This is a genomic window from Halobacillus sp. AWH4_228 (assembly GCF_056158365.1).
On sequence record NZ_JBSWTE010000001.1, the window covers coordinates 1,761,910 to 1,787,474 of the forward strand.

A 25,565-nucleotide genomic window follows, 5' to 3' on the forward strand; every position below is an offset into this window, starting at 1 on the left:
AATAGAAGGACAGGAGGGATGAAAGATGAAACTACGCATCACAGATGAAGCTAAACAACAGCTCGAGCAGATACAGGAGGCCGGCCGGCCGCTTCTCCGCCTTTTTTATGATACTGAAGGGTGCGGCTGTGGAGTGAACGGACTCCCGACCCTTCGTCTGGAGCATGAAGAGCGGACGACGGATGAGAAAGTGGAAAATGAAGATTATCCGGTCATTATTGACAACCAGCAGGCCATTTTCTTCAAAAAGGAGATGAAGCTTGATTTTGTCCGTGGCACTTTCCGCCTTTCCAGCCCTGATGGTATCTTGAATCCGATCATCCCGATCAAAGACGTGAAAGAAGGAGCGACGATATGAGTAAAAAGAAACTGGAAGAAGGCTCGCTGGGCTCCCAGCTGAACGCCGATGTTTTATCCAAACTCAAGTCGAAGCAGAATGAATGGAAACAGCAGGCAGCAGAACGGGAAGAACAGGAAAAGCAGCGCCGGATGGAAGAAAGAAAGCGCAGAGAAGCCAATAAGAGTTTTGAAGAGCTTCTTAATGAGAGTGAACTCGATTGGAAAACTTTCAAAAAATAAGCACTCCACTAAGGGGTGCTTATTTTTTCAGTCTGTAGAAAAAGTTTGTCTTATCCAGTTAGAGTCGTCCGTATGTCATGTTGAGAGGGCACGAGCCGAAGATCCACTTGGTCAAGAAAACCATTGGACCAAGTGGATCTTCGGCTCGTGCTGTTCCCGCAGGCGTCACCACCGAACGCTCCTCGTGCCGGTGCCTGTGGAGCTTTACGCTATGATGATAGAGAAAGGTTGGCATAGCTCCTTCGCCGTTTCAAAAAACAGTACAAGATGCGTCACTGCCGCTTGCGCGGGGAAAATCCTATCCATGATCAAGTATTGGTGATCGCTCCTTTGGAGTCACTAGAAAACGCATGTTTTTCCAAACGGATCAGGGACCCGGTGATTCCTGCGAAAAAGGAGGCAGTGCAACCACTTTAGAAATAACCACTTCTACGACACGGACTATTTATTTTTTGATGAATTTATTATATAGTGAATGATTATTCATTCATGTTACAATAGGGAAAGAATCTAAAAAGGAGTGAATCCTATGTTTCAAGTCTTTGAAAAAGAGCAGGTCACATGTGTGGAAATGGTCGTCTCTCATATGGGCAGCGTCTATGCGTATTACGTGGACGGTATGATTGTAGATACGGGCACCCGTCATTTTGAAGATGAACTCATTTCGTTTTATGAACGCATACCGATAGATGTGACGGCTCTGACGCATAACCACGAAGATCATACAGGGACTGCGGCGTGGCTGGAACAGCACCACCGTTCTCCGATCTATGTTCACCCATCCGGCATCGATACGTGTAAGGAATTTGCTCCTTACCCGGAATACCGAAGGAAGACGTGGGGGCTTCGGGAAGCCTTTCATCCTGTCCCGTACCCGTCTCGGCTTTCCTCCCGTCAATTGGACTGGGAAGTGATTGAAACGCCGGGCCATGCGGTAGATCACGTTTCCCTGTTCAACAAAGATCGTGGCCTGTTATTTTCAGGAGATTTGTACGTACGGCCGAAGACAAAGGTAATCATGCGGGAGGAGTCCATCCCGCAGATTATGAACTCCATACAAAAGGTGCTCACTTACGATTTTGGACCGATGTTTTGTGGTCATGCCGGTTATATAGAAGATGGGCGCCGCCGCCTGGAAGAGAAACTGGACCATCTCCAGCACCTCTATGCAGAAATTAAGCACCTTCACGAATCCGGACTGTCCAATCATGACATTCAAAAGAAGCTGTTCCCGAAGGAGTATCCGATTATTTCTTATTCTGATGGAGAATGGGATTCCTTTCACATCATTACCTCCATTGTCGCTGACGTGAAAGCCCGTGTGAGAAAGGTGGGAACCGACGTTTAACAGACAAAGGCCGGATTCATTGTGTCCGGAAAATACTACTTTTCGCAAGACATGTGTATGGTCGCGTTCCGCTTAGCGGTGGATGCTTGCGGCGGGCACGGCCTCCGCTGACTTGGAGAGGAAGAACACCTGCCGAAGTGGATCCTCGGCCCGTGCTGTTCCCGCCGGCGTCCCCAACGAACGCTTCTCACGACCTTCCCAAGTGACGGTGGGAAAAAATGAAACGAAAGGGTCCGGGAGAGTTTTTAAGTTCCTGGAGAAGATAGGGGAATATGAGGTTCATCTACAAAAAGACCGCTGCGGGGCAGCGGTCTTTTTGTTATGTTTTGGAGAGTTCGTTTGATACAGCTTCTCCTGCTTTTTTAAGGAGTTTCTCCCATTTTTCCTGATCAGCCAGGAGCTGATCGGTTTTTGCACCGACGATGGAGAGGGCTGCGGCGGTTTCAGTTTTGCTGAAAATCGGTACGGCCATGCTGATCGATCCATCAATCGGGTCATCCACGCTTTTGGAGAGCCGTTCTTCCTTTACGTGTTCCAGCTGCTTTATATATTCCCCTTGATCGATAATGGAACGGGATCCATATTTCTCCAGTGGCTGGCCGGCTAAATAATGCTCCCGTTTTTTGATATCCATAAAAGCCAGGAATACTTTTCCGAAATTACCATAGGTGACAGGGAGGGTTTGGCCTGCTTTGGAGAAAAACCTTAGTTCCTTCGTTCCTTCGACCGCCTCGATGATCAGAAGCTGATCATTTTCCATAACAGCCAGCTGCACCGTTTCCCCCAGCCGGTCACGCAGATCCACCATATGGGGAACGGCTGCATTTCTTAATTCGTGATGAGCCTTTAATTGAACACTGAGTTCGAGGATTTGATAACCAAGAGAGTATTTTTGTGTAACACTGTCCTGTTTAACAAATCCCCGGGATTCCAATGTCTGAAGCGTCCGGTGCAGCGTGCTTTTAGAGATATCAAGCTGGACCCCGAGCTCCCGGATGCTCTTTTCTTTGTTCTGGCTGAGAACCATTAATATGTCAATCGCATTATCAATGGCTGCAATACGCGAAGGCATCGCATGACCTCCTTTACGTAACAAACGCATTTTCCCTCTATCATACCACGTCTTTTTGGTGGGTGGGGCTTTTAAGACTGGTAACGGGCAGCGAGCGTTTGGTAGCTGCTCATCATTTCTTTTGCGAGCTGGAGGCTGTCTTCCGGTCTGAAGCTGGCATGATCGAAATGAAGCATTTCCTTCAAAATCTGATGGGTATAGTCCGAATAATAAATGGTCCCATCTTCGCTGATGTGATCAATCCCATCCAGCTTGGCAGAAGCTTCATTGATCTGAACGGCTTCTTCCAGCGTCAATCCTTCCGGGAGGACGGGTTCAGCCCCTTCCCGGCTCAAATAGACAGGATACCCGCCGGGCAGCCCTTGTGGAGAGGGGGAGTGTGTAAGCAACTTAGCTGGCTGGAGGAGGGCAAACATATTTTTAATGGTGGAGCTTGCGGAAACGGTTGTGAATGCTGTGCCCTCCGGATACTGTTTGATGGCGTCCCACAGCAGCTGTTCAGTATCAAACTGGTTCGTAACATCTTGGTCATGCACCATAATTTTCATATAATGCGGGGCTTTCTGATAGCCGGCTTCTCTTGGATAGACCCACCATTGATGATGGATGACCAGGTAGATCGTTACGGCATCTGCCGGTACATGAAGGCTTTCAGCAACTGAAAGTTTTACAGAAGGTTCAATTACATCCACATTCCCGATACCGATAGTAGGGGCAAGTCCGAGTTTCCCAAGGGCAGGATTGACCAGGTCGGATAAAGCTGTATTAATCACATGCGGGGAAACAGAGGATTGCCGTACGGCCAGCATAAGGTGGTAGGCAAGGGCGAGCTGGCATGGAAGCCATGCACCGAGACTGGCTGCGCTCAACCTTTCATAGACTTCCTTAGGAAGCTTACGGATGGTATGCCACGTCTGGAGAACCGCGCAGTTGATGATGACGTCTGGCTGCTCCCTGTCAATGAGATCAGCTGTTTCTTGGACATTGGTTACGTCCAGCCTTTTGAACGTAACTTCAGGGTACAGGCGGCTGACGGCCGCTCCGCTTAAGGCGTTATGCACTTTCTTCCTGCCGTCTTCCTCATTAATATCACAAACAACCAGCTCCGGGCATTTAGGATCACGAACGATAAATTCCAAAATATGACTGCCAACTTCACCAGTTCCAATCAACAACACTTTATTCATCGAAAAACCTCCATTTTGGGACAGTGTCCCTTTTTTGTTATTATACGCAGAAAAAAGTGAAGGGGTCAACGGAGAACTTAGCCCGTATAGAGTAAAGTATCGAATATGAATAAAAATTTATTGTTTATCAGGCGGTTTACCTCAATTTCTTCTTTCATCACTTCTGGATTGATATCCGTTGGTGGCTCGCATCCCTTGTCGTTCTCCTGTTTATTCGGACACGGGTAACTTATATTGTTCAGGGGCGGGAATATTCAATGCCGCTCGTTCTGTCCTTTGTCCTGATCGGTTTTTTTATCTGGATTGCTGAAAACATTGCAACATTTTTCGGTGCGTGGCAGTATCCCGGCCAGCAGGACGCCTGGACGCTTGTTCATGTGGGGAAGATCAGCTCCTGGCTGCTGCTTGTGATTGTCAGTTTTCTTATTGTTGCTCTCTTGAAGCATGTGAAGGAAAAGCGTTCAGGAACAGGTGAGGAGAAGGAAACAGAGGCTGTATGAGCAAAAAAAGAGGAAGCCTGATATCAGGCTTCCTCTTTTTTATAGTCTGCGGATTGAATGAGCATGTGTGCCGTTTCTTTTGCTCCTGTGGTCCCTCGTTCATAAATATCAAGGGAATAGGTCACCATTAACCCTTCGTGAAGAATAAATAATTGTTCTGCTATAGGACCAGGATTTTCCATCTGCAGTTGTTCCAAAAGGGAGGAGAACAATTCCTTCAACCACTTTTTCTCTTCCATAATAACCTTCCGGCCTGGATGGGTTTCTTCAGAAAGCTCAGCCAGGGCATTTACGAAGGCGCACCCTCTTTTGTTCCGTGTGCTCATCCAGTTTTCAAGGGCATCGAAAATACGCAGGATTTTATCCAGCGGCTGATCGTCCGGCACTTCATCCATGCAGGAGAACAGGTGCTCCCTCCATTTTTGATCCCGCTCTTCCAAGTACGCCACAATAAGCTGATCCTTAGAACCGAATCGGTCATACAGGGTCTTTTTGGTTACACCAGCTTCACTTGCGATGGTTTCCACACCTACAGCATGGATGCCTTTGGAATAAAACAGCTCTGAAGCGGTATCCAGAATCCGCCGGGCCGCCGGTGTCATTTTTGTCGTTTCACCCATGCAAGCCACCTCCATCTATTGTTTGTACGGATCGGTCTCACAAGGACCGGCTTCTGCTTTTTGAATGACCCATACGCCTAGAAAACATATTATCATTCCTGAGATGGTTAAGAAACCAATTGTATCTCCAAACATAACATAAGCCCAGATCATTGTGACAGGTGGTGTTAAATAAAGGAGACTGCTGACTCTTGTAACACTGCCGATTTTTAAGTTCAACCAGTAAAAACCGTATCCTCCAATGGTGGACAAACCGGCGACCCAGGCGATTGCGAACCAGAAATCAAAGGTAGCCGGGGACGCCGCATTGTCCGTTGCTATCCCAATGGCTGTAAAGAAAACAGCAGTTACGGCTGTTTGAATCGGCAGCGCATCCATTAAAGATAAGGGACGTTTGATTGTCTTTTCAAATAGTGTGGCGATGACAAGGGAAATCATGGCTGCAAATGACAGTCCATAAGCCCAGATCGGTACGTCTGAAGCTTTTCCAAGATCACCGTAAACGACGAACAATACGCCTGTGATGCCGGTGAATAATCCGATCCACTGTTTACGGGATGTCCCTTCCTTTAGAACAGGCCCCGCGAGCAGAGCTGTTGCTATAGGCTGCAGCGTCGTTATTAAATTAGAAGTCCCCGCTGAAACCCCCTGTTCAACGGAAAGGAATACACAGTATAAGTATCCTCCCTGAGCCAGCAGACCGATCAACACCTGAGTCATCACACTTTTAGGACTCAAACGGGTGCGCCGCTTCCATAACCACCAGATCCCTAAAATAGCAGCAGCCGTTATAAAACGCCACATCAACACCGTCATAGAAGCTGCCTCATCGGTCCCGAGTCTCGCTCCGATAAATCCTGAGCTCCACATAATTACAAATCCTGTTGCGGCCAGTACGTTCAATTTTTTATTCATGAAGCATCACCCTCCTTAAAGTAAACCGATCGGTATATTCTTCTTATATATAACCATACCGGTCGGTTTACCGTCAAGAGAAAGTGGAAAGGGAAAAATGTTCCAAAGAACGAAACTTATGCAGAGGGAGATACGTAGAACAGGGAGGAAGTGAAAGGGGAGGAGAAAACATGGTCGCAGCCTACACGTACAGCAGCACCTTAAGAAAGACAAAAGCGGCTCGGACCGCTTTTGTCCTCATTGTCTGCAGCGTTGTGTCAGTGGTAACCGCCCTCCTCACGGGAGACCGTTCTCTTCTTTATACGCTCCCTGCAGGCGTCCTCATCAGTGGGGGAGCGGTCTGGTATGTGCTGACTATGAAAACACGTATCTATACAGTCGTGCGTAAGGATGGATTAACGATCCATAGAGGACTGGGAGGCGGCTATCTCGACCTTCCATTTGATGACATCATTAGAATAACAAAAGTAAAGGACGTCTTGATCATAAAAAGGAAATCGGACCACTCAAAAGAACTTTATATGGGTTACTTATCGGCGGAAGACCAAGAGTCTCTGCTCTCGGAAATTGAAAAGTACTGGGGGCAGGCCCACCCAATAGAAAAGGGGGAAAACGAATGACGAATATTCAAAAGCACAACGAAAAGGCCTGGGATCGAAAAGTCGAGGATCAGGTCCGCTATACGAGAGCGGTCGATGCAGAAGTCATTCAGAAGGCTTCTGCTGGTGATTGGGCAGTCGGGGTAACTGCAGGAAGGAAAGTCCCAGGACATTGGTTTCCGAAGTCTGTCAGTGCATTGAAAGTGCTGTGTCTGGCTTCTGGTGGCGGACAGCAGGGACCAGTACTCGCAGCCGCAGGAGCTGACGTCACAGTTTTCGATTTATCGGCGGCCCAATTGGAACAGGATAGAAAGGTAAGTGAAAGGGAAGGGCTTTCCCTTAGAACCGTTCAAGGGGACATGACTGACTTGTCCGTTTTTGAAGATGAAACCTTTGATATCATTGTTCACCCCGTCTCCAACGTATTTGTGGAAAATGTCCGGCCGGTATGGAAAGAAGCTTCCCGGGTATTGAAAAGAAAAGGTACGTTGATTGCTGGATTTATGAATCCGGTTCTTTACCTGTTTGATGACCAGAAAGAAGAGGAAGGAAAGCTTGAAGTGGCTCATGCGATTCCATATTCGGGACTGGAAGATGCTTTTGAAGAGAACGAGGCTGTAGAGTTCGGACACACGCTTGAAGATCAGATTCAAGGACAGATCGAAGCCGGCCTGATGATTACCGGTTTTTACGAAGATGATTTTGGAAACGGGCGGACAATCGACAAGTACATAAAGACAATGGTTGCGACAAGGGCGGTGAAAGGCTGAAAGGTGTGGGGGTTGTGTTCACATAAAAACCGTCCTGCTCCATTTATGGAAGCTGGACGGTTTTTTGTGCAGCGCTCTATGAAAAAAACGTTTGTTTCGCTTGAATAGCTGCCTGGATTTCCTCAAGAGACCGGCAGCAGGGACCTTCGATGTCTCCTGAAAATTTTTCCGGCTTTTTTTTCAGCAGACGAAGCACATGACAATCGGTAAACCAGTCTCCTTCTTCCGCACTAGGATGGACCCAGTCATCCCAGGCCATTGACAAGGTCGGACTGAAAAGTTTGTTTCTCCCAATTCCTCTGCAGGGGCTTGGAGAAGGTACAGGTGTTGAACCATCCCCTTCCATAAAGAATAACTCGGGCCAGTAATCAGCTCTTGAGCCGGTATGAGGACGGGATTCCGCCCACAGAATAATGGATTCAAGCCGGGATTCTATGGAATAGAGCAGGTCGTAGAGAGAACGCCCCAGGGAGACGCGTTTATTTACGGAAGTGAAATGGTGGACCGTTCCACCTGTCAGTTTTATTCGTTTTTGCACAGGCGTCAGGTAAGGGAAAAGGATATGGTTCATGGACAGCAGTTCCTGAAGTTTGAACATGACTTTATCCATTACTGTCTGCATGTAAAGGGAGTTGTTAAGAACGCGGTTTTCAATATAATGCTGTTCATTAACAATCAGCGCTTTGGTGATTTCTTCACTGCGGCCGCTTTCCCAAAAACGCTCCCAAAAAGGGCGCATGAAGGCAGACACATTCAGAAAGGGTAACAGATGCCAAAGAGGTGCCCCCTGTTTCCTGCTGTATTCATAGAGAAGCAGTTGAGGATAGGCATCTTGAAAGATGAGCCAGTTTCCGCGTTCCAAAAATACATAGAAATCAACCGTTTCTTTTGCTGTCAGCAGTTTAGGAAGATAAGACCCCTTCAAATCGGTCATGTTCCATCCGGCATTTCTTGAAACTAAATGGGCAAGCAGAGCCCAGTGGATTTCGGGGTGGATGAGAAAGAAATCCATATAGGCTTTCGTACGGGTAACATTGTTCCGGTTGGCTTTTTTGGTCTTATTTTTAATGTCCTCCAGCATTCTTTCCTCTTCTTTATGGATCGGCGGTGTGTCACCTGGTTTTAAGGCGTTTTTTAACTGCTTTTTTAATACCCCTGCATCAGACCGGAATTTCACCGTACCCCCCCTCCCATATGCAGATCTATTTTCAGGTTTTCATGATTTTTCTAGTGTATGCAGGAAATAAAACCGTATGTAAAACAAGGAAGGAATATCGTTGTATCTCAACGAATTCTTCTAAAATAAGGGAATGAAAGAGGGAGAAGTCCGGCAGATAGCCGATGATATCAAAAAGGAGGAAACCCTATTGCTGCAGCGTATCATGTGGGATCATCTTGACGCCGCCGGTTCGGAATATGTAACCATTAACAAACGGCCTGACGGTATGGAAGTGAATGGGACCGTTCTGCTGATCAATGACAGACGCCCCCACCGCGTATCTTATCTCCTTAGACTCGGCCATGATTGGAAAACAAAAAAGCTTAAAATTTTTACAAATGAAGAAGAAGACCCTTTTGTCATTGAGACCGTTAAAGAGGACAAATGGTGGGTGGAGGGCAGTTACATGGAGACTTTGGACGGGGCGTCCAATATTGACTTGTCCATCACACCTTTAACCAACTCGCTTCCAATCAACCGGGTTTCATGGGTGATAGGGGAGAAAAGAACATTCAAAATGGTCTCCGTGCAGCCGTTAAGCCGGGAAGTGATGCCAATCCTGCAGACATATACGTATTTAGGGGACTCTGATGGCTGCCGGATTTTCCAGTACAGGTGCCGAAATTATGAAACAGCACTGGTCGTTGACCAAAATGGCTGGGTTGTCGAATATCCGGGCTTTTTTTACCGGCAGGGGGTGTCGGATTATAGAGGAGTTTTCAATGGGGCACCGGTATTTCTGGCTTCGGAAGGAAATTCAGGAGGGAGGCTTCCGACCTGACGAAACCCTCTCCGGCAAAAACAGCGGAAGGAGAAGTTGCTGGATAACAGAAATTTCTTTACACTTATTGTAAGCGCTTTAATTAGGAGGGTGTTGGCATGCATGTACCTTTAGTTTTAACCGATTTCCTTGATCGGGCAGTAGAACTATATGCAGAAAAAACAGCAGTCATAGACGACACGTTTTCATTGACCTACAGTCAGTTGAATGAGAGGGTCAACCGGCTTTCACGCGGCCTGGATGCACTTGGTGTAGGAAAAGGGGACAAAGTGGCTTACCTGGCTCCCAATTCAACAGAAATGCTGGAAGGGTTTTATGGAGTCTTTCAGCTTGGAGCTGTCATGACGCCCTTGAATACCCGGTTGCAGCCGGCGGATTATCAGTTCATTTTGAGACATAGTGAAAGTAAAGTTCTGCTTGTTGATGCTTCGCTGTATCCTCTGGTGGAGAACATTGTCGATGACCTCCCATGCCTGCAGCACGTCATTGTCCATGGAGACACATCTGGACAGGGGTATGAAAACTGGCTTCACTCCTTTTCCTGCGACTCATATCCAAGAGCTGAGGTGGAGGAAACAGATCCGGCTTCCTTGTTATATACGAGCGGGACGACAGGGAATCCCAAAGGTGTTGTGTTGAGTCACCGGTCGAACTATCTGCATGCCTTATCTTCGATGCATCATTTACGTGTTTCGGATCAGGATACGCTGCTGCATGTACTCCCGATGTTCCATGTGAACGGATGGGGGTCTCCATTTTACTACACAGCAAATGGAGCGACACAGGTGATGCTGCGAAAAAACGATCCATCCGCCATCATTGATAAGGTGGAGAAGTATAAGGTGAGCGTGTTACATATGGCTCCCACGGTGTTGAACATGGTGATTGAGGCTTATGAAGCGGCCGATCCGCAAATTAAACAGGATGTGCGCGTCGTGATTGCGGGATCGGCTCCACCTCCGGCTTTTGTAAGGAAAGTGGAAGAGGACCTGGGCTGGAAATTCATTCAAGTGTACGGCATGACTGAAATCTCGCCGCTCATTACGACATCTGAGCTCAAGTCCATGGATTTGGAGAAAGAGTCGGAAGAACGTTATCGTTTGAAGGCGAAAGCAGGTTATAGTATGATAGGCAGCCGGGTAATGGTCGTTGATGAGCAGGGCAGCCAGGTTGAGCATGATGGAAAAACCATAGGGGAAATCGTTACACGGTCAAACAATGTTATGGACGGTTATTACAAAAATGAAGAAGCAACAACAGCTGCCATCCGTAATGGCTGGCTGTATACCGGAGACATGGCAGTCGTGGACGAGAACGGCTATATTGAAATCGTCGATCGGAAGAAAGACGTCATCATCAGCGGTGGCGAAAACATCTCTTCCATCGAAGTGGAAGGAACGCTGTACGATCATCCATCCATATTGGAAGCGGCTGTCGTGGCAGTTCCTCATGAAAAATGGGGGGAGGTTCCGCACGCAAGCATTGTACTCAGAGAAGGAGAAAGTTTGACGGAAGAAGAAGTGGTCCGCTTCTGTAGGGAAAAACTCGCTCATTTTAAAGTACCGAAGAGCATTTCCTTTATTGAAGAATTACCAAAGACCGCATCCGGAAAAATACAAAAAGTGGTGATCAGGAAAGAATTCTGGAAAGGTCACAGTCGGATGGTTCATTAAAAAGAACCTCCCCTTATCGACGGGGAGGTTCTCTTTGTTGACATTTATACCAACGGGGGTATAAAATACAACTAGAAAATGAAATGAAAAAGGAGGGATGGGTCATGACGGCGGTAATGAGTGCTTTGATCATGTTTGCCTTATACCACATCCTCTATCGGATCTGGCCGGCCCGGTCAGTCCATAAAGTCTCTATAACACCCAGCCGCTCTTTTACAGGCAGAGCCGTTGTTGATACCCGGGATTATCAGATTTCCTATAAGGATCCGTATCCACAGGCGTACTGCCTGCCTCTGGCCTATTTGAAACGGCACGCAGGAGAGCTGCCGGATCAGCCGCTGCTGCTGATCTCCACCAACGAGGTTGAGAAAAATATGGCAGCAAGAGTTCTTAGAAAAAAAGGATTTACGGTTGAAGGATACGCGATTGCAGGCGAATGCGAGGAGTGTCCGAAAGTTCCTTGTATGGCCGGCTCTTGACCGTGTGCTTCTTGTTTAGATGAAGGATTGAAGGATCTGAGACCTTTATGGAATTGAAAAAAGACGCTTTCTTCTTCAGCCACTCCGGCTGGGAAAGAAGCGTCTTTTTTATATACAACAAGCGTCAGACATTCGATGCCTGTTCAGAAGCCTCCCTCTATTCCTCCTCACACAGCACCCGCTCCAGCTGCGTCTTAGGAACATGCTGCAGCCCCCAGTCACAAATTAAGTCTAGAACAGGAATCAAGGAACGCCCCCGTTCCGTCAATGAATATTCAACCTTTGGTGGAACTTCTGGATAAACCTTCCTGAACAGGAGGCCGTCTTGTTCCAGTTCTCTTAATTGTCTCGTCAATGTTTTATGGGAAACATCTTGTATATACTGCTTCTAATCCCCGAAACGCCGGTATTGACATTCATAGATTTCATAGAGGATCAGAACTTTCCATTTTCCCTGAATCATCTGCAGCGTGGCGTCAAATTCATTTAAGTAAAGGATATTTTCCATACGTCGTCCTTTCTATACGTTACCTTGATGTCACCATCTGACATGAAAGTGCGTACTTTTTTCTTCATGATTCCTCCTGTACACTACCCATGAGTGAAAGAAAAGAAAGGGGAATAATGATGAAAACAGGGTTTATCGCAGTCACAGGAGCTTCCAGCGGGATAGGGAAAGCAACGGCTTCATTATTGATAGAGAAAGGCTTCAATGTTCTGCTTATCGCCAGCATCTTTTGGACGGGTTTTCTGGAGACCACGTCATGAAAGCAGATGTGGACGTTACGAATGACAAGGCTTTAAAGGCTGCAATAGAGAAAGCGGAGCAGACGTTCGGGCCTGTTGACCTGATGGTGAACAACGCTGGACGCATGCTTTTAGGAGATATTACTAATCAAAACAAAGCTGAATGGAAGGAAATGTATGATGTGAATGTACTCGGAGTTCTACACGGGATGCAGGCTGTTCTTCCGTCTATGAAAAAGCATCAGCAGGGTACCATCATTAATATTGGGTCGATTGCCGGCAGAAAAACCTTCCCGGATCATGCCGCTTACGTGGGAACGAAATTTGCTGTTCACGCCATGACGGAAAATGTCAGGGAGGAAGTAGCTGGTGACAATATCCGCTTAACAACTATTGCTCCGGGCGTTGTGGAAACAGAACTGATCAGTCATACGTCTGATGATGGCATCAAACAAGGGTACAGGGATTGGAAAGCATCCATTGAAGGAGGACTTCGGCCGGAAGTTGTAGCCGAGGCCATCTATTATGCATATCAGCAGCCATCGTCTGTAACGATTCGCGAAATCGACCTGGCACCGACGAAACAGCAGGATTAACAGGAAATGAACCGCAGATTGAAACGCCTTCCTCCTCTTTTTCGTATGGAATAGAAGAAGATGATCAGGAGGGCTGTCTAATGATTCAAGTCATTGTCACACTAACCGCAGGTGTCGGTTTGTACATGTTATTCAACTGGCTTATGGGGTACCGGAAGGGGCATATCCAATTGGATTTGGATGGCCGGTATGTAGATTTCGGCGAATATACGAAGGCTGTTCTGGCTGAATTGAAGAACCAGGGTTACAAAGCATCTTATGAAGGGGACGGGGTGTTTACGATCAATGGAAACCGTTATGTCTTCATTGAACGAAATGTTTCCATGGGAGGCGTCCCCCTTCAGCGGACCATTTTAAAACCCGATCAATAAGCAGAAAAGCTCTCTCCAACAAAGAGAGCTTTTTTCTATGGAATAAGATGACCGCCGCTCTGCACACTAATAAAAAAAGAAATGGGGTCAGAGATGAAACTGACATCTGGCATTGCTGCTATTTTTCTGTTTTTTGGAAGTTTTCCTCTACTCTCGACGGACGCTCATCCGCGGCACTTTTATGAAGAGAAAGGGACCGCGATCTGGGAAGTACCGACAGAGTCCAAATGGGTTGCCGTCACATTCGATGATGGACCGAGTGATACGTACACACCCGAAATTATGGAAGTACTAAAAAAATACGGGGCAAAGGGTACATTTTTTGTAGTCGGGTCACGAGCTCAGAAGCATCCGGACTTGATCAGGGAGATGGCGCAGGAAGGACATGAAATAGCCAACCATACGTACCATCATCCGAGTTTCACCGGAATATCAAAACAAGATATTGTGAAGGAAATTGACTTTACGGCAGATGTAATCCAGGAGATTACGGGGACGCCTCCTCAATTGTTCCGCCCACCCGGCGGTGTTTACAATGACATTATTGTAAATACCGCCAGCGAGGAAGGATATATGGTAGTCATGTGGTCCTGGCATCAGGATACAAAAGACTGGCAGAGCCCCGGGGTAAATCGGATTGTGGATACAGTTCTAGACCATTCAAAGAATGGGGATATCATTCTCTTTCATGATTTCGGAGGCAACAGATCTCAGACGGTCCAGGCATTGAACCGTATTCTCCCTGCATTAAAAGAAGATGGCTTCCAGTTTGTAACGGTATCCGAATTGATTGAAAAACATCCAAAGTATAAAATCGTTGATGACTTTTCCGGTTAGTATAGCAGGATAAAGGGTGCCTGGCTGTAGAGAACGTGATCTCCACAGCCTTTTTTCATGTTTAAAATACCAGTGGGTAAAGGTTTTTTCTTAAAGAGTTGGACGGATGTATAAATGGAAAGGGCGAATCATTCTGTGTAAAGGTACAGCGTGTAGAGCCCGCTTATAAATTTTGAAAAATGTGAAGAATCCTTACATAAACAATTGTGTTAACATTTTGACTTTGGTACAGTAGTATATATCATATTATGTTAAGAAATCTAACATGGAGGGGTAAGTCATGGAAGCCACGTTTTTAATGAACAATCTCTGGATTGTTGTCTGTACGATTCTTGTTTTGTTGATGCAGGGAGGGTTTATCCTTTTGGAGGCGGGATCGACACGTATGAAAAATGCCGGCCATATTGCAGGGAAAACCGTATTTACAGTGGGAATTGTTTCTTTGGTTTTCTGGGCTGTCGGGTATGGGTTGATCTATGGTGAGGGGAATGCTTTTGTAGGCTTATCCCAGTTCTTTTACGGGGATGCAGAAACGATGGGAGAGGGACTGGCTGGTTCCGTTGATTTTATGTTCCAATTAGCTTTCGCAGCTATTGCCATGACCATTGCTTTCGGTGGCTTTGCTGAGCGGGCGAAACTGATGGGGTACGTTATTTTTGCGGTCTTATTTTCAATACTTATCTACCCGGTTATCGCTCACTGGATCTGGGGCGGCGGCTGGCTCGCGGAGCACGGGAAACAGGACTTTGCCGGTTCCACTGTTGTTCACCTGACCGGAGCCATGGCGGCTCTGGCAGCAACCATGATCTTGAAACCGCGGATCGGTAAATACAATAAAGACGGTACATCGAATGAGATTGCCGGTCATAACCAGGTGTTCACAGCTCTCGGTGTGCTCATTCTCTGGGTTGGCTGGTTTGGTTTTAATGCGGGAAGTACTTTTGGTGTGGGGGATGCCTTTTTCGGTTATGTCGCCTTGAATACTCAGCTGGCAGCCGGTGCGGGGGCTGTTGGGGCAATGCTTATGGTATGGGCCGTGACTGGGAAGGCGGATGTACCGACAACACTGAACGGAGCTTTAGCTGGTCTGGTTGCCATTACCGCCTCCTGTGCCTTCGTTGCTCCATGGGCGGCTGTCTTGATCGGCTTGATTGGAGGAGCGTTCGTCTTCTTCAGTATGAGGTTCTTCGATAAACGGAGAATCGACGACCCGATATTCGCCCTTTCTGTTCACGGTACAGTAGGGATCTGGGGGACATTGTCCAACGGTTTATTTGCAACGCCGGAACTTGCCGCTGTAGGTCGTCCCGGACTTTTCTACGGCGGGGGATTTGAACAGCTGGGTGTACAGATTCTGGGAGTCGTCAGTTCTGGTCTCTATGCGTTTGTTGTTTCCTTCATCATTTTGAAGGTTATGGATAAGGCAATGGGCGGCCTCCGTGTTTCCGAGGAAGAAGAGATTATGGGACTTGATATAAGTGAACATGGCGGGTATGGGTATCCTGAGAACCTGACACCACCGAAGTCGAATTCAGGAGCCTAAATAGAGATAAAGGGTGGAGTTGGCATGCGCGAAAGCTATCAAGAGCTGCGTACATGGCGGGAAACGATGATCCCTGGTCTGTTGACCGATTCTGAGGAATTGAATGTGTTTCATGATCAGCTCATCTCCCGGACGGTGAGACTTGCAGAGGAACGGGTGAGAAATGAGCAGGGAATGCCGCCTGCTCCTTTTTGTTTTTATCTCATGGGGAGCGCGGGGCGGGGCGAGCAGTCCATTTGGAGTGATCAGGACCACGGTCTTATTTTTGAAGGAGGAAAGTCTGATCAGGATTACTTTCTCACGCTGGGTGCTGAAATCACACGCGGTCTTGCCGCTGTCGGCTATGAAGAATGTGAGGGAGATGTCATGTCCTCCAATCCAGTTTGGTGTCAGCCGAAAGAGGAAATGAAGCAGCAGGTATCAGGGTGGCTGCAGCAGGGGGACTGGCAGGCTCTCCGTCATATGCAGATCTTCTTCGATTCAAGAGTTCTCGTGGGTGAAAAAGACAGGCTGGCACCGGTAAAAAATGAAATTTTCACAGCATTCCAAGAGCACCCTCATCTGTATCAAAGAGTTGTGGAGAACGTGAAGCTTATAAAAAAAGGAAAGGGCGTGTTCGGGCAGCTGCTTCCGGAACAGAAGGGAAGCCGGCAGGGCAGCGTCGATCTTAAACAAACCATTTACTTTCCGTTTGTCAATGCAGCGAGACTTCTGGCTTTCTATAAACAGCTGCATGTCCCTTCCACCCTGTCGAGGTATGACTATTTGGAGGAGGACTTTCCGGAACTTCATTTTTATAAGCAGCAGTTTCAAGAATTTCTTCAGTTCCGGCTCCATAAGGTGGAGGAATCGGATGGGTATGGCGGGGTGCATTATGTTCCAGTACATTCTCTGAAAGCGGAAGAAAAAAAGCGGTTGAAATCCTGGATGAAATACGGCCATGAAGCCATTGAGCATGCTAAAGCGGTTTTATCTAAAGAGGGAGTGCTATGAATCCATTTACTCAATTTGTAAAAGATCTCTCCGGCCGGCTCGGAAGTGGCTTTTCATCCCTGAATCAAAGCAGTGCTTCCAACCAGGCCTACATTAGAAATCTGGAGCGTGAAATTAAGGAAAAAAATGTGCTGGATCTGCCGCTTGTAGATCTTCCTGTCGTCGTCTTTGATTTAGAAACGACCGGTTTTCACCCCTATCAAGGAGACCGCATCCTCTCGATAGGGGCTGTGAAAATCAGAGGCTTGCAGATTGAAAAGGAATCCTTCTATTCGCTCGTCCAGTGCAGGGGCTCCATATCTGATGAAATTACATGTCTCACGGGCATTACAAAGGAGATGACGCAGAAATCCCCACCGCTTGAGGAGGTCCTGCACGATTTTTACAGGTATATCCAGAGTGATGTCTTAGTCGCCCATCACGCCGGCCATGAACGAAAGTTTATGAATCATGCGGCATGGACGGAAATGAAGCGGAAGTTTCGGCACCGGATCCTTGATACAACCTTTCTCACCAAAGTGAATCGTCCGAACCAGGATCTGAATTCCCTTGATGAATGCTGTGCGGCGTATGAAATACCGGTTGACCATCGGCACCATGCTTTATCTGATGCCAAGGCTGCAGCAGCCTTATGGATTCGGGCGGTCGAGGAAGCACGGGAGAACGGGTACCGGACGCTCGGGGAAGTCTATACAAAACTTGCTTCTTTTAGCTGAAGCACTCCTGATTATAAAAAAGGGGTGCTTTTTTTATGTGGAAAAAAGCTATGGGTTTAAAAATCCTTTAGAAAAAAATGAAAAAAACAACCTCCTGTTGTAAAATTCAGACTATTATGTATAATGTGAGACACAATACAGGCGGGAGGAATAGCAGTGGCAGTAGATATGGCTGATTTCATACAAGAATTGAAGCTGGTGCTTCAGGACCATCAACTTTCAACGAACACAACTGTCCTTGATCATCACAGCAGGGACGAGTCCTATCATAAACCGGAAAGACCGGAACTGGTTGTCTTTCCGGAGACGACAGAAGAGGTACAGGCGGTTGTAAAAGCTGCAGACGCTTTCGGGATACCCATTATTCCATTCGGGCTGGGAACCAGCCTTGAGGGTCACGTGATCCCATATGTCCGAGGGGTTACGATTGATTTTTCACAAATGAACAAAGTCCTTGAAGTGAGGGATAAAGATTTTCTAGTGAAAGTCCAGCCTGGGGTAACCAGATCTCAGCTGAACAAGGAGTTGAAGAAATACGGCTTATTCTTTCCGGTAGATCCCGGCGCAGATGCCACGCTTGGAGGGATGGCAGCCACGAATGCAAGTGGGACCACATCTGTTAAATATGGAGTCATGAAAGATCAGGTGCATGACCTTGAAGTGGTCACGCCTGATGGAAGCTGTATACATACAGGCAGTATGGCAAGGAAGTCATCTTCCGGTTACCATTTGAACAGTCTTTATGTCGGTTCAGAGGGAACTCTTGGATGCATGACAGAACTAACTCTTAGAGTATATGGTATTCCTGAGCACATTACAGCGGGAAGAGCGTCTTTTCCAACCGTCAATGATGCTGTGGAAGCCGTGGTGTCTATCCTGCAGGCGGGTGTTCCTATTGCAAGAATGGAACTCGTGGACGATCGGTCGATGCAGCAGGTGAACCATTTCAACCACACAACCTATGATGAAAAGCCGACTTTATTCTTAGAGTTCCATGGAAATGAGTCCGGGCTTTTAGAGGATATTGACTTTGTGAAAGCCATCGTCCAGGAACATCATTGTATGGGGATCCAATTCGAAAAAGACAATGCTGCGCGGGTGAAGCTGTGGGAGGCGCGGCATCAGCTGGCCTATGCCTATATCCACAGCTTTCCCGGCAGGAAGCTGATGGTGACGGATGTGTGTGTTCCGATTTCCAAACTGGCTGGAGCCGTGAATCACGCACGTGGTGTCATTGAAGAACTGGGCCTCCATGCCGGAATTCTTGGTCATGTAGGGGACGGAAATTATCATGCGCTTCTTATGCTGGACCCGGATCACCCTGAGGAAGCCGCTAAGGCGGAGCAGTTGAATGAAGCCATTGTAGAATATGCTCTTGCATGTGGTGGAACATCGACGGGTGAACATGGGGTTGGACGAGGAAAGATGAAGTATCAGAAACAGGAACATGGGGCCGCACTGGCTGTTATGGAGAAAATTAAGCAGGCCCTTGATCCAAAAGGAATCATGAACCCGGATAAACTCGTTCCAACAAGGAGGACAAATCAATGAAGATGCTTGAATCTATTAGTCATATAGCTGGAAAGTATTTTGCTTTCTGGGTGGTGGGGGCTGCGCTGACCGCCTTTTTCCTCCCTTCCACTTTTCTCGGTCTGGGAGCCTACATTACCATTCTGCTTGGAGTTGTCATGTTCGGAATGGGACTTACACTAAAACCTGTGGATTTTAAGATGGTCGTGCAAAAACCGGTTCCAGTCATCATAGGGGTGCTGTCTCAATTTTTGATTATGCCCCTGGCTGCTTTTGTTATTGCGTATTTGTTGAAGCTTCCTGCCGAGCTTGCAGCAGGACTTGTGCTTCTCGGTTCAGTTCCTGGAGGGACCTCTTCCAATGTCATGGTGTTTCTTGCTAGAGGGAATCTGGCTTTGTCTGTGGCGATGACCTCGTTGTCAACGCTTCTTGCTCCCATTTTCACACCATTGATTCTCCTGATTCTGGCTGGTCAGTGGCTCCCTGTGGACCCGGTATCCATGTTTATTTCAATCGTGCAGGTTATCATTATTCCGATCGCTCTCGGAGTCGGTGTACGTAAGCTTGCCCCGGTAGTGGTTGACAAAGGAACGTCCATCATCCCGCTCATCTCTGTTCTGGCCATCATCATTATTGTTATGGCAGTAGTGGCAGCGAATGTAGACAGCATCATCAGTTCCGGTGTGATGGTTTTTGCTGCAGTTATGCTGCATAATCTATTCGGTTTGTCCCTTGGTTATGGAACGGCAAAAGTTATGAAGCTGGATGAAAGCAAGCGCCGGGCGATTTCCATTGAAGTAGGGATGCAGAACTCCGGTCTTGGTGTAGCGCTTGCTACAGCCCATTTTGGTCCCCTTGCTGCGCTGCCAAACGTTCTTGCTGCCGTATGGCACAATATCTCGGGACCTATATTGGCAACCTTCTGGTCGAAGAGACCGACAGAAAAACAAGAGGAGGATGCTGCACCTCACGATGCGTGGGTAGAAGGTATAAAACAAACGGGTCTATAAAAATTGTGTCATAGGTGAAACCTTTTTCCATTCTTTTCCGTAAACCATAGAAACAACGGAGGAGGTTAGGAAAAGCACGTGCGTATACGGCTGAAGAAAAGGTGGATACGCACCTCATATACATATGTCAGAGTGGCATCTTATATTTTTAATGACGAAAGAGGGGGCTTATGAAAAAAATATGGATAGGCATCTGTTTATTTCTTTTTGTTCTGCTTTCAGGAGTCACTTTGTATTCTTTATGGGGCAGCCAGGAGGTGAATGCTGTGACTGAGTATGAAAAACAAGAAGTCGAGAGGATTGAAATCGAGGTGGCATCCATGGATGTCGACATTCAGACCGCATCTGTCTCCCACGTTGAAATGAGTGCAGAAGGAAAGACAAACCAACCCCTTTTTACGTACCATTACTCTCAAGGGAAACTACATATTGAAGAAGTGGAACGAAAAGGGATCCGTCTGCTTCCTTTTTCTCCCTTCAAAGATGCTTCCTTACACATTGTGCTTCCTGAGAAAAAATATGAGGCGCTGACGATGCAGGCATCATCCGGAGACATCCGTATCGAGGAAATGACAACAGCGTCTTTAAATATCAAAACTTCGTCGGGATCTGTGGACATGGTGAATAATGAGATTGAAAGGACTCTGGCCATCGAAACTTCCAGTGGAGATATCGCAGGGGAAGCTGTTACAGCGGGCGCGCGAACTTATCAGACGAAGAGCGGATCCATTACGGAAGAGGATGCTGAGGGAGAGAAGACAAGGGTCAACACGGCTTCCGGAGATCTTTCCTTGACCGGAATGCAGACACTGACGGGTTTGGATGTGGAAACGACCAGTGGGGATGTGCATGTGAGTTATGAATCGGCAGCACCTCAAGATGGAACGGTTTTATTTACGAGCCGGTCAGGAGAAGCGGTTGTAAACTGGGAGGATTTGTTGTATGAAAAGAAAGAGGAGCACTCCTTTCGAGCTGTGCTTGGGAAGGGGAGTGAAGAGAACATCATACAGATTGCTACACAGTCCGGGGATCTGCACTTGAATAACAGGTGAGAGGAGGAGACCTCCCACCTTCGCCTGCTTACTATTGATGTGCGCCCGGTCCTTCTTCAGGTCGGTTTTTATTCGTGCGGTGTCCTGGTTCTTCTTCAACAGGCAGGCTTTCCTTCGGTGTTTTATTGTTGGTTTTAGCGGCGTTCATTTGAGATGTGCGTTTTCCCATATAAGATCCCTCCTTGTATTTTCCTTAGTGTTCGGTCGGAGGAAGGATGTTAATCGAGTAAAATATGGCAGAAAAAGAGCGCCCCGGAGGACGCTCTTTTTTTATGGGTTCATGATTTCTGAAATGATTTCATAAGAGCGCAGCCGTTTATCGTGATCGTAAATTTGAGAAATGATCATCATTTCGTCTGCCTCTGTCTCTTGAAGGAAGCTTTCCAGTTTGGCTTTGACCGTTTCTTTACTTCCGATAATGGAAGAGCCGAGCTGCTGCATGAGTGCCAGCTTTTCCCTTGGCGTCCATACATCCTCCATGTTTTCAACTGGAGGCTGAAGCAGCATGTTCGTGTTCCGGACGAGGTTCAGGAACTGCTGCTGGAGGGATGTGGCCAGATATTCCGCTTCTTCATCCGTATCGGCGGCAATCACATTCACACCAACCATCACATAGGGCTGGTCCAACACATCGGATGGACGGAACTGTTGTCTGTATAAACGCAGCGCTCCTTCCGTATTGTTCGGGGAAAAGTGGCTGGCGAATGAGAACGGCAGTCCCAGCTGTCCAGCCAGCTGCGCACTGAATCCGCTGGAACCAAGGAGCCAGATCGGCACATTCAGTCCTTCTCCTGGTACAGCATGAATGCGGTTTTCGCCGGCAAAGTAACCTCTTAATTCTTCCACCTGCTCAGGAAACTCGTTTGGATCACTATCCAGGTTTCTCCTTAACGCACCAGCTGTCAGCTGATCTGTTCCCGGTGCCCGTCCGAGGCCTAAATCAACCCGTCCAGGAAATAAAGTCTCCAGTGTACCAAACTGCTCAGCGACCACAAGTGGAGCATGGTTGGGCAGCATTACCCCGCCGGATCCGACTCGAATGGAATCTGTATGGTGCAGTACGTGGCTGATGGCTATGGAAGTAGCCGAGCTTGCGATAAACGGCATATTGTGATGTTCCGCTAACCAGTATCTGTTAAATCCCCAGCGCTCAGCATGCTGAGCCAGATCCACTGTATTTTTAAAGGAGTCAGCCGGTGTGCCGCCTTCTGTAACGGGGGCAAGGTCTAGAACGCTGTATTTTGTGTGAGAGAGTGTTTTTTCAGTCATATCCTGTCCTCATTTCTTTGTAGAATCCTATGGTTATCTTATCAATTTTGTTTCGAGACTCAAAATAATTTGTCTGAGCCTGAATCCATGCTTTCTTCCAAAGAGCCCCAGTCCTGTTCCTTCATATCCCGTATTGGAATGGACACACTAAGGAACAACAAAGGAATCTGGTTGGTTCTTTATAGAAGAAAGGAAGGGTATCGGTGAGAACGGCTGTATTCTGGATTAATGAAAGCCTTCTTATACTATTTCTCAGTCTTGCCGTTGCTTATACCGTAAATAGTGAGGCCACGGATCTGGAAGGGGACGGCAGATTTAAGCTCGTGCTGCTTCCGGACACCCAGTTGTATTCAGATGAGTTTCCAGAAAGGTTCCATGCCCAGACTCAGTGGCTGGCAGATAACTTTGAAAAAGAGGATATTCGCTTTGCCGCCCATTTAGGGGATGTGGTGGATAAAAATCAAAAACATCAATGGGAAAATGCGGATCAAGCCGTTGACCGGATGGATCAAGCCGGAGTGCCATATGGAATAGCGATGGGAAATCACGATATGGGGGGTAAAGCGGCTCACTATAAACAGTACTTTGGCAGCAGACGGATGAAGGGGCACCCGGGTTATGGAGGACACTCTCGAAATGAATTGAACTCCTATTATACGTTTTCAGCAGAAGGAAAAGATTTTCTTCTCCTTTTTTTAAATATCGACCTGCCCGGTGAAGATCTTGCCTGGGCCCAGCGTGTTCTTGATGAACACCCAGACATGCCGGTCATCGTTGTCACCCATCTGCTTATGGATACGAAAGGCCGGCTTTCAGAAAAACCTTATGTAAGAAAATCCAAAGGGAATTCTCCGTCATTCATTTATAACGAGTGGATTGCGAAGAATAGTCAAATTTTCATGACTGTCAACGGTCATTACAGCGGAACCTACCGCAAGATTCGTAAAAATGAGGCGGGACTGCCTGTCCATCAATATGCTGCTGATTACCAAGGGTATCCGAATGGAGGGGAGGGGTTCCTGAGAATCATTGAATTCGACTTGAATAAAAATACGCTGACCCACCGGACATATTCGCCTTATTTAGATGAGGACATGATTGGGGAGCAGCATAATTTTACCGAGTATGTGGATTTTGAGAAGCGGTGGAACCTTGAAATTCCCAACCAGCCCTATGAATAAACGAACAACCGCCGGCAGAACATTATCTGCCGGCGGTTGTTCGTTTCAGGCCCCTTCCTGCCACACAGCGTCTGTTTTTTTCTCAGCCGGTCTGCGGGTCATATGGAAAATGATATGAAGACCGATAGCTGTAAGGCTTCCAGCTACTATGCCGTTGCTTGTTAAAATTTGAATACTGTTAGGCAGCTGGGCGAATAGTTCCGGTGCTACAGTTACACCAAGCCCCATGCCGATGGAACAGGCAACAATCATAGAATTCTCAGGAGAAGCGGCGGCTTCCCTGCTTAACATTTTGATCCCCTGGGCAATCACCATGCCAAACATAGCAAGCATCGCTCCACCTAGAACAGGAGTGGGGATGATCGTTGTTAAGGCTGCGGCCTTAGGAAGCAGGCCGAGTCCAAGCAGCATGCCACCCATAATGAAGATGACTTTTTTTGATTTCACACCAGTCATGTTCATAAGACCGACATTTTGAGAAAAGGCGGTGTAAGGAAAAGCATTGAAAAAGCCGCCGAGCAGAATGGCGATACCTTCTGCCCGATACCCATTTCTCAAGTCTTTTTCCTTCACTTCCTGATCAGTCAGGTCACCGACAGCAAAATAAACGCCCGTCGATTCAACAAGGGATACCATAGCGACAAGGATCATCGTCAAAATGGCTGACCAGTGAAACGTAGGGATGCCGAAATATAGGGGTTCGATCATGTGAAAGAAGGAAGCCTCCGTAACAGCTGCTGTATCTACCCGGCCGAAGAAGAAGGCGGTCAGTGTACCGGCAGTAATTCCCATAAGAATGGAGATGGACTGGAAAAATCCACGAGTAAACCGGTATAAGAGGATAATGCCACCCAGTGTACCGAAAGCCAGAGACAAGTTGAATAGCGAGCCGAAGTCTTCTGCCCCTTGTCCGCCGCCCATATTCTGTACGGCAACCGGGATCAAAGTAATTCCTATGATGGTAACGACAGACCCTGTTACAACCGGAGGGAAAAAACGGACAAGCTTACTGAAAAAGCGGCTGATCACCAGGACGAACAGGCCGGATACAAGAATTGCGCCGTAAATGGCTGTCACTCCGTATTCGCTTCCGATAGCAATCATCGGACCGACGGCTGTAAAGGTACAGCCGAGCACAACAGGCAGTCCGATACCGAAATATTTGTTCTTCACAACCTGCAGGATGGTTGCCGCTCCACACATGAAAATATCTACGGCAACTAAATACGTCAGTTGTGTAGAACTTAACCCGAGGGCACTGCCGACAATTAATGGAACGAGAATGGCTCCAGCGTACATCGCAAGAAGATGCTGGATGGCTAAAGTGATTTGTTTCACTGTGCTCCCACCTTTTCAACAAATTGGACACGTCCGTTTTCCAATGAAGCAACGCGGGCTAAGGATTCCACTCGGACCCCTCTGTTCTTTAATATTCCGCCGCCATCCTGAAAGGATTTTTCGATAAGAATACCGATTCCTTCCAGAGTAGCTCCTGCTTGTTCAACAATATGCAGGAGACCGAGAGCCGCTTGTCCATTCGCCAGGAAATCATCAAGGATCAAGACGTGATCGTCTCTGTTTATGAATTCGTGAGAGACGGCAATTTCACTCGCCTGTTCTTTTGTAAAGGAGTAGACTTCAGAGGTGTACAACTGATCGTTCAGCGTCAATGATCTGCGCTTTCTGGCAAAAACAACAGGAACCTGTAAGTGAAGGCCTGTCATTTGAGCAGGAGCGATTCCGGACGATTCAAGCGTCAATATTTTTGTAATGCCTGCTTCTGAGAATCGGTCGGCGAATTCACGTCCAATGCTGTCCATTAATAAGGGATCGATTTGATGATTGATGAAGGCATCCACTTTTAAAACAGATGCGGAGAGTACACGTCCTTCTTCTCTGATTTTTCTTTCCAACAATTCCATAGGATTCCCACCTTGATGATGAATTACATTGGATGTTTCATAAAAAAATGCGTATC

28 protein-coding genes and 1 pseudogene are annotated in these 25,565 nt (G+C 47.3%); 19 read left to right on the plus strand and 10 right to left on the minus strand.

The genetic code is table 11. From position 1 onward, the window contains the following. Window positions 1-25: 25 nt before the first annotated feature. The 3 genes from ACXADP_RS08815 to ACXADP_RS08825 all read left to right on the plus strand — a co-directional run bounded on the left by ACXADP_RS08815 (window position 26) and on the right by ACXADP_RS08825 (window position 1,927). Window positions 26-358: an iron-sulfur cluster biosynthesis family protein gene (locus ACXADP_RS08815; RefSeq protein ID WP_027955490.1), complete on the plus strand. Its 333-nt coding sequence runs from the start codon at window positions 26-28 to the stop codon at window positions 356-358. Continuing rightward, window positions 355-579 carry a YqkE family protein gene (locus tag ACXADP_RS08820; RefSeq protein ID WP_474968913.1) on the plus strand — a complete coding sequence of 75 codons (225 nt, stop codon included), beginning with the start codon at window positions 355-357 and terminating at the stop codon, window positions 577-579. The genes ACXADP_RS08815 and ACXADP_RS08820 overlap by 4 nt, the downstream gene beginning before the upstream one ends. Window positions 580-1,108: 529 nt before the next feature. Then, on the plus strand, window positions 1,109-1,927 hold the full coding sequence (locus ACXADP_RS08825; protein WP_474968912.1) for an MBL fold metallo-hydrolase: 819 nt from the start codon (window positions 1,109-1,111) through the stop codon (window positions 1,925-1,927). A 319-nt stretch (window positions 1,928-2,246) separates the two neighbouring features. On the opposite strand, the gene ACXADP_RS08830 is transcribed toward ACXADP_RS08825, so the two are convergent. Continuing rightward, window positions 2,247-2,999 (minus strand): IclR family transcriptional regulator, encoded by a 753-nt coding sequence (locus ACXADP_RS08830; protein WP_474968911.1) that lies wholly within the window; start codon window positions 2,997-2,999, stop codon window positions 2,247-2,249. 71 nt (window positions 3,000-3,070) lie between these two features. Continuing rightward, the gene (locus tag ACXADP_RS08835) at window positions 3,071-4,186 is read right to left on the minus strand and encodes a saccharopine dehydrogenase NADP-binding domain-containing protein (protein WP_474968910.1); all 1,116 of its coding nucleotides are present in this window, start codon (window positions 4,184-4,186) and stop codon (window positions 3,071-3,073) included. Between the two features lie 131 nt (window positions 4,187-4,317). On the opposite strand from ACXADP_RS08835, the pseudogene ACXADP_RS08840 reads away from it, so the two are divergent. Further along, window positions 4,318-4,686, plus strand: a pseudogene (locus ACXADP_RS08840) (DUF817 family protein); the annotation flags it as partial. Between the two features lie 23 nt (window positions 4,687-4,709). Here the strand turns inward: ACXADP_RS08840 and ACXADP_RS08845 are convergent. Together ACXADP_RS08845 and ACXADP_RS08850 are read right to left on the minus strand one after the other, a co-directional pair. Next, the gene (locus ACXADP_RS08845) at window positions 4,710-5,306 is read right to left on the minus strand and encodes a TetR/AcrR family transcriptional regulator (protein WP_474968909.1); all 597 of its coding nucleotides are present in this window, start codon (window positions 5,304-5,306) and stop codon (window positions 4,710-4,712) included. A gap of 15 nt (window positions 5,307-5,321) precedes the next feature. Then, complete coding sequence (locus tag ACXADP_RS08850) at window positions 5,322-6,221, minus strand: DMT family transporter (protein WP_474971279.1); 900 nt, start codon at window positions 6,219-6,221, stop codon at window positions 5,322-5,324. Between the two features lie 170 nt (window positions 6,222-6,391). Between ACXADP_RS08850 and ACXADP_RS08855 the strand changes: the two genes are divergently transcribed. Continuing rightward, entirely contained in the window at window positions 6,392-6,841 is a 450-nt protein-coding gene (locus ACXADP_RS08855; protein WP_474971280.1) for a hypothetical protein, read from the plus strand. Continuing rightward, window positions 6,838-7,590, plus strand: a complete 753-nt coding sequence (locus tag ACXADP_RS08860) for a class I SAM-dependent methyltransferase (RefSeq protein WP_474968906.1) — start codon at window positions 6,838-6,840, stop codon at window positions 7,588-7,590. The genes ACXADP_RS08855 and ACXADP_RS08860 overlap by 4 nt, the downstream gene beginning before the upstream one ends. A gap of 76 nt (window positions 7,591-7,666) precedes the next feature. On the opposite strand, the gene ACXADP_RS08865 is transcribed toward ACXADP_RS08860, so the two are convergent. Further along, window positions 7,667-8,767 (minus strand): DUF2515 family protein, encoded by a 1,101-nt coding sequence (locus tag ACXADP_RS08865; RefSeq protein WP_474968905.1) that lies wholly within the window; start codon window positions 8,765-8,767, stop codon window positions 7,667-7,669. Window positions 8,768-8,957: 190 nt separating this feature from the next. Between ACXADP_RS08865 and ACXADP_RS08870 the strand changes: the two genes are divergently transcribed. The 3 genes from ACXADP_RS08870 (at window position 8,958) to ACXADP_RS08880 (ending at window position 11,742) form a co-directional block, all read left to right on the plus strand. Continuing rightward, window positions 8,958-9,590 (plus strand): putative glycolipid-binding domain-containing protein, encoded by a 633-nt coding sequence (locus ACXADP_RS08870; protein WP_474968904.1) that lies wholly within the window; start codon window positions 8,958-8,960, stop codon window positions 9,588-9,590. Window positions 9,591-9,688: 98 nt separating this feature from the next. Next, on the plus strand, window positions 9,689-11,263 hold the full coding sequence (locus ACXADP_RS08875) for a long-chain-fatty-acid--CoA ligase (protein ID WP_474971281.1): 1,575 nt from the start codon (window positions 9,689-9,691) through the stop codon (window positions 11,261-11,263). Window positions 11,264-11,367: 104 nt separating this feature from the next. Continuing rightward, entirely contained in the window at window positions 11,368-11,742 is a 375-nt protein-coding gene (locus ACXADP_RS08880; RefSeq protein ID WP_474968902.1) for a hypothetical protein, read from the plus strand. A gap of 157 nt (window positions 11,743-11,899) precedes the next feature. Here ACXADP_RS08880 and ACXADP_RS08885 read toward each other — a convergent pair whose 3' ends face one another. Then, window positions 11,900-12,121, minus strand: a complete 222-nt coding sequence (locus ACXADP_RS08885) for a winged helix-turn-helix transcriptional regulator (protein WP_474970413.1) — start codon at window positions 12,119-12,121, stop codon at window positions 11,900-11,902. A 313-nt stretch (window positions 12,122-12,434) separates the two neighbouring features. Here ACXADP_RS08885 and ACXADP_RS08890 point away from each other — a divergent pair, with 313 nt between their 5' ends. From ACXADP_RS08890 to ACXADP_RS08930, 9 genes are all read left to right on the plus strand, one after another. Then, window positions 12,435-13,085, plus strand: coding sequence for an SDR family oxidoreductase (locus ACXADP_RS08890; protein ID WP_474972297.1), 651 nt, complete (start codon window positions 12,435-12,437; stop codon window positions 13,083-13,085). Window positions 13,086-13,165: 80 nt separating this feature from the next. Next, on the plus strand, window positions 13,166-13,456 hold the full coding sequence (locus ACXADP_RS08895) for a hypothetical protein (protein WP_474971282.1): 291 nt from the start codon (window positions 13,166-13,168) through the stop codon (window positions 13,454-13,456). A gap of 93 nt (window positions 13,457-13,549) precedes the next feature. Further along, window positions 13,550-14,293 (plus strand): polysaccharide deacetylase family protein, encoded by a 744-nt coding sequence (locus tag ACXADP_RS08900; protein WP_474971283.1) that lies wholly within the window; start codon window positions 13,550-13,552, stop codon window positions 14,291-14,293. 280 nt (window positions 14,294-14,573) lie between these two features. After that, window positions 14,574-15,836 carry an ammonium transporter gene (locus tag ACXADP_RS08905; protein ID WP_474968899.1) on the plus strand — a complete coding sequence of 421 codons (1,263 nt, stop codon included), beginning with the start codon at window positions 14,574-14,576 and terminating at the stop codon, window positions 15,834-15,836. A 24-nt stretch (window positions 15,837-15,860) separates the two neighbouring features. After that, on the plus strand, window positions 15,861-16,829 hold the full coding sequence (locus tag ACXADP_RS08910) for a DUF294 nucleotidyltransferase-like domain-containing protein (protein ID WP_474971284.1): 969 nt from the start codon (window positions 15,861-15,863) through the stop codon (window positions 16,827-16,829). Continuing rightward, window positions 16,826-17,545, plus strand: a complete 720-nt coding sequence (locus ACXADP_RS08915) for an exonuclease domain-containing protein (protein ID WP_474971285.1) — start codon at window positions 16,826-16,828, stop codon at window positions 17,543-17,545. Before ACXADP_RS08910 ends, ACXADP_RS08915 begins: the two co-directional genes overlap by 4 nt. 156 nt (window positions 17,546-17,701) lie before the next feature. After that, window positions 17,702-19,096, plus strand: a complete 1,395-nt coding sequence (locus ACXADP_RS08920; RefSeq protein ID WP_474971286.1) for an FAD-binding oxidoreductase — start codon at window positions 17,702-17,704, stop codon at window positions 19,094-19,096. Further along, complete coding sequence (locus ACXADP_RS08925; protein WP_474968895.1) at window positions 19,093-20,085, plus strand: bile acid:sodium symporter family protein; 993 nt, start codon at window positions 19,093-19,095, stop codon at window positions 20,083-20,085. The genes ACXADP_RS08920 and ACXADP_RS08925 overlap by 4 nt, the downstream gene beginning before the upstream one ends. 266 nt (window positions 20,086-20,351) lie before the next feature. Beyond that, complete coding sequence (locus ACXADP_RS08930) at window positions 20,352-21,137, plus strand: DUF4097 family beta strand repeat-containing protein (protein WP_474968894.1); 786 nt, start codon at window positions 20,352-20,354, stop codon at window positions 21,135-21,137. A gap of 31 nt (window positions 21,138-21,168) precedes the next feature. On the opposite strand, the gene ACXADP_RS08935 is transcribed toward ACXADP_RS08930, so the two are convergent. After that, on the minus strand, window positions 21,169-21,306 hold the full coding sequence (locus ACXADP_RS08935) for a hypothetical protein (RefSeq protein WP_474968893.1): 138 nt from the start codon (window positions 21,304-21,306) through the stop codon (window positions 21,169-21,171). Between the two features lie 101 nt (window positions 21,307-21,407). After that, the gene (locus ACXADP_RS08940; protein WP_474968892.1) at window positions 21,408-22,406 is read right to left on the minus strand and encodes an LLM class flavin-dependent oxidoreductase; all 999 of its coding nucleotides are present in this window, start codon (window positions 22,404-22,406) and stop codon (window positions 21,408-21,410) included. Between the two features lie 203 nt (window positions 22,407-22,609). On the opposite strand from ACXADP_RS08940, the gene ACXADP_RS08945 reads away from it, so the two are divergent. Further along, window positions 22,610-23,587: a metallophosphoesterase gene (locus ACXADP_RS08945; RefSeq protein ID WP_474968891.1), complete on the plus strand. Its 978-nt coding sequence runs from the start codon at window positions 22,610-22,612 to the stop codon at window positions 23,585-23,587. A 45-nt stretch (window positions 23,588-23,632) separates the two neighbouring features. Here ACXADP_RS08945 and ACXADP_RS08950 read toward each other — a convergent pair whose 3' ends face one another. Together ACXADP_RS08950 and ACXADP_RS08955 are read right to left on the minus strand one after the other, a co-directional pair. Then, a complete protein-coding gene (locus ACXADP_RS08950; RefSeq protein WP_474968890.1) occupies window positions 23,633-24,925 on the minus strand; it encodes a nucleobase:cation symporter-2 family protein in 1,293 nt (430 codons plus the stop codon). Further along, window positions 24,922-25,509, minus strand: a complete 588-nt coding sequence (locus tag ACXADP_RS08955) for a xanthine phosphoribosyltransferase (protein WP_474968889.1) — start codon at window positions 25,507-25,509, stop codon at window positions 24,922-24,924. The genes ACXADP_RS08950 and ACXADP_RS08955 overlap by 4 nt, the downstream gene beginning before the upstream one ends. Between the last annotated feature and the right edge of the window lie 56 nt (window positions 25,510-25,565).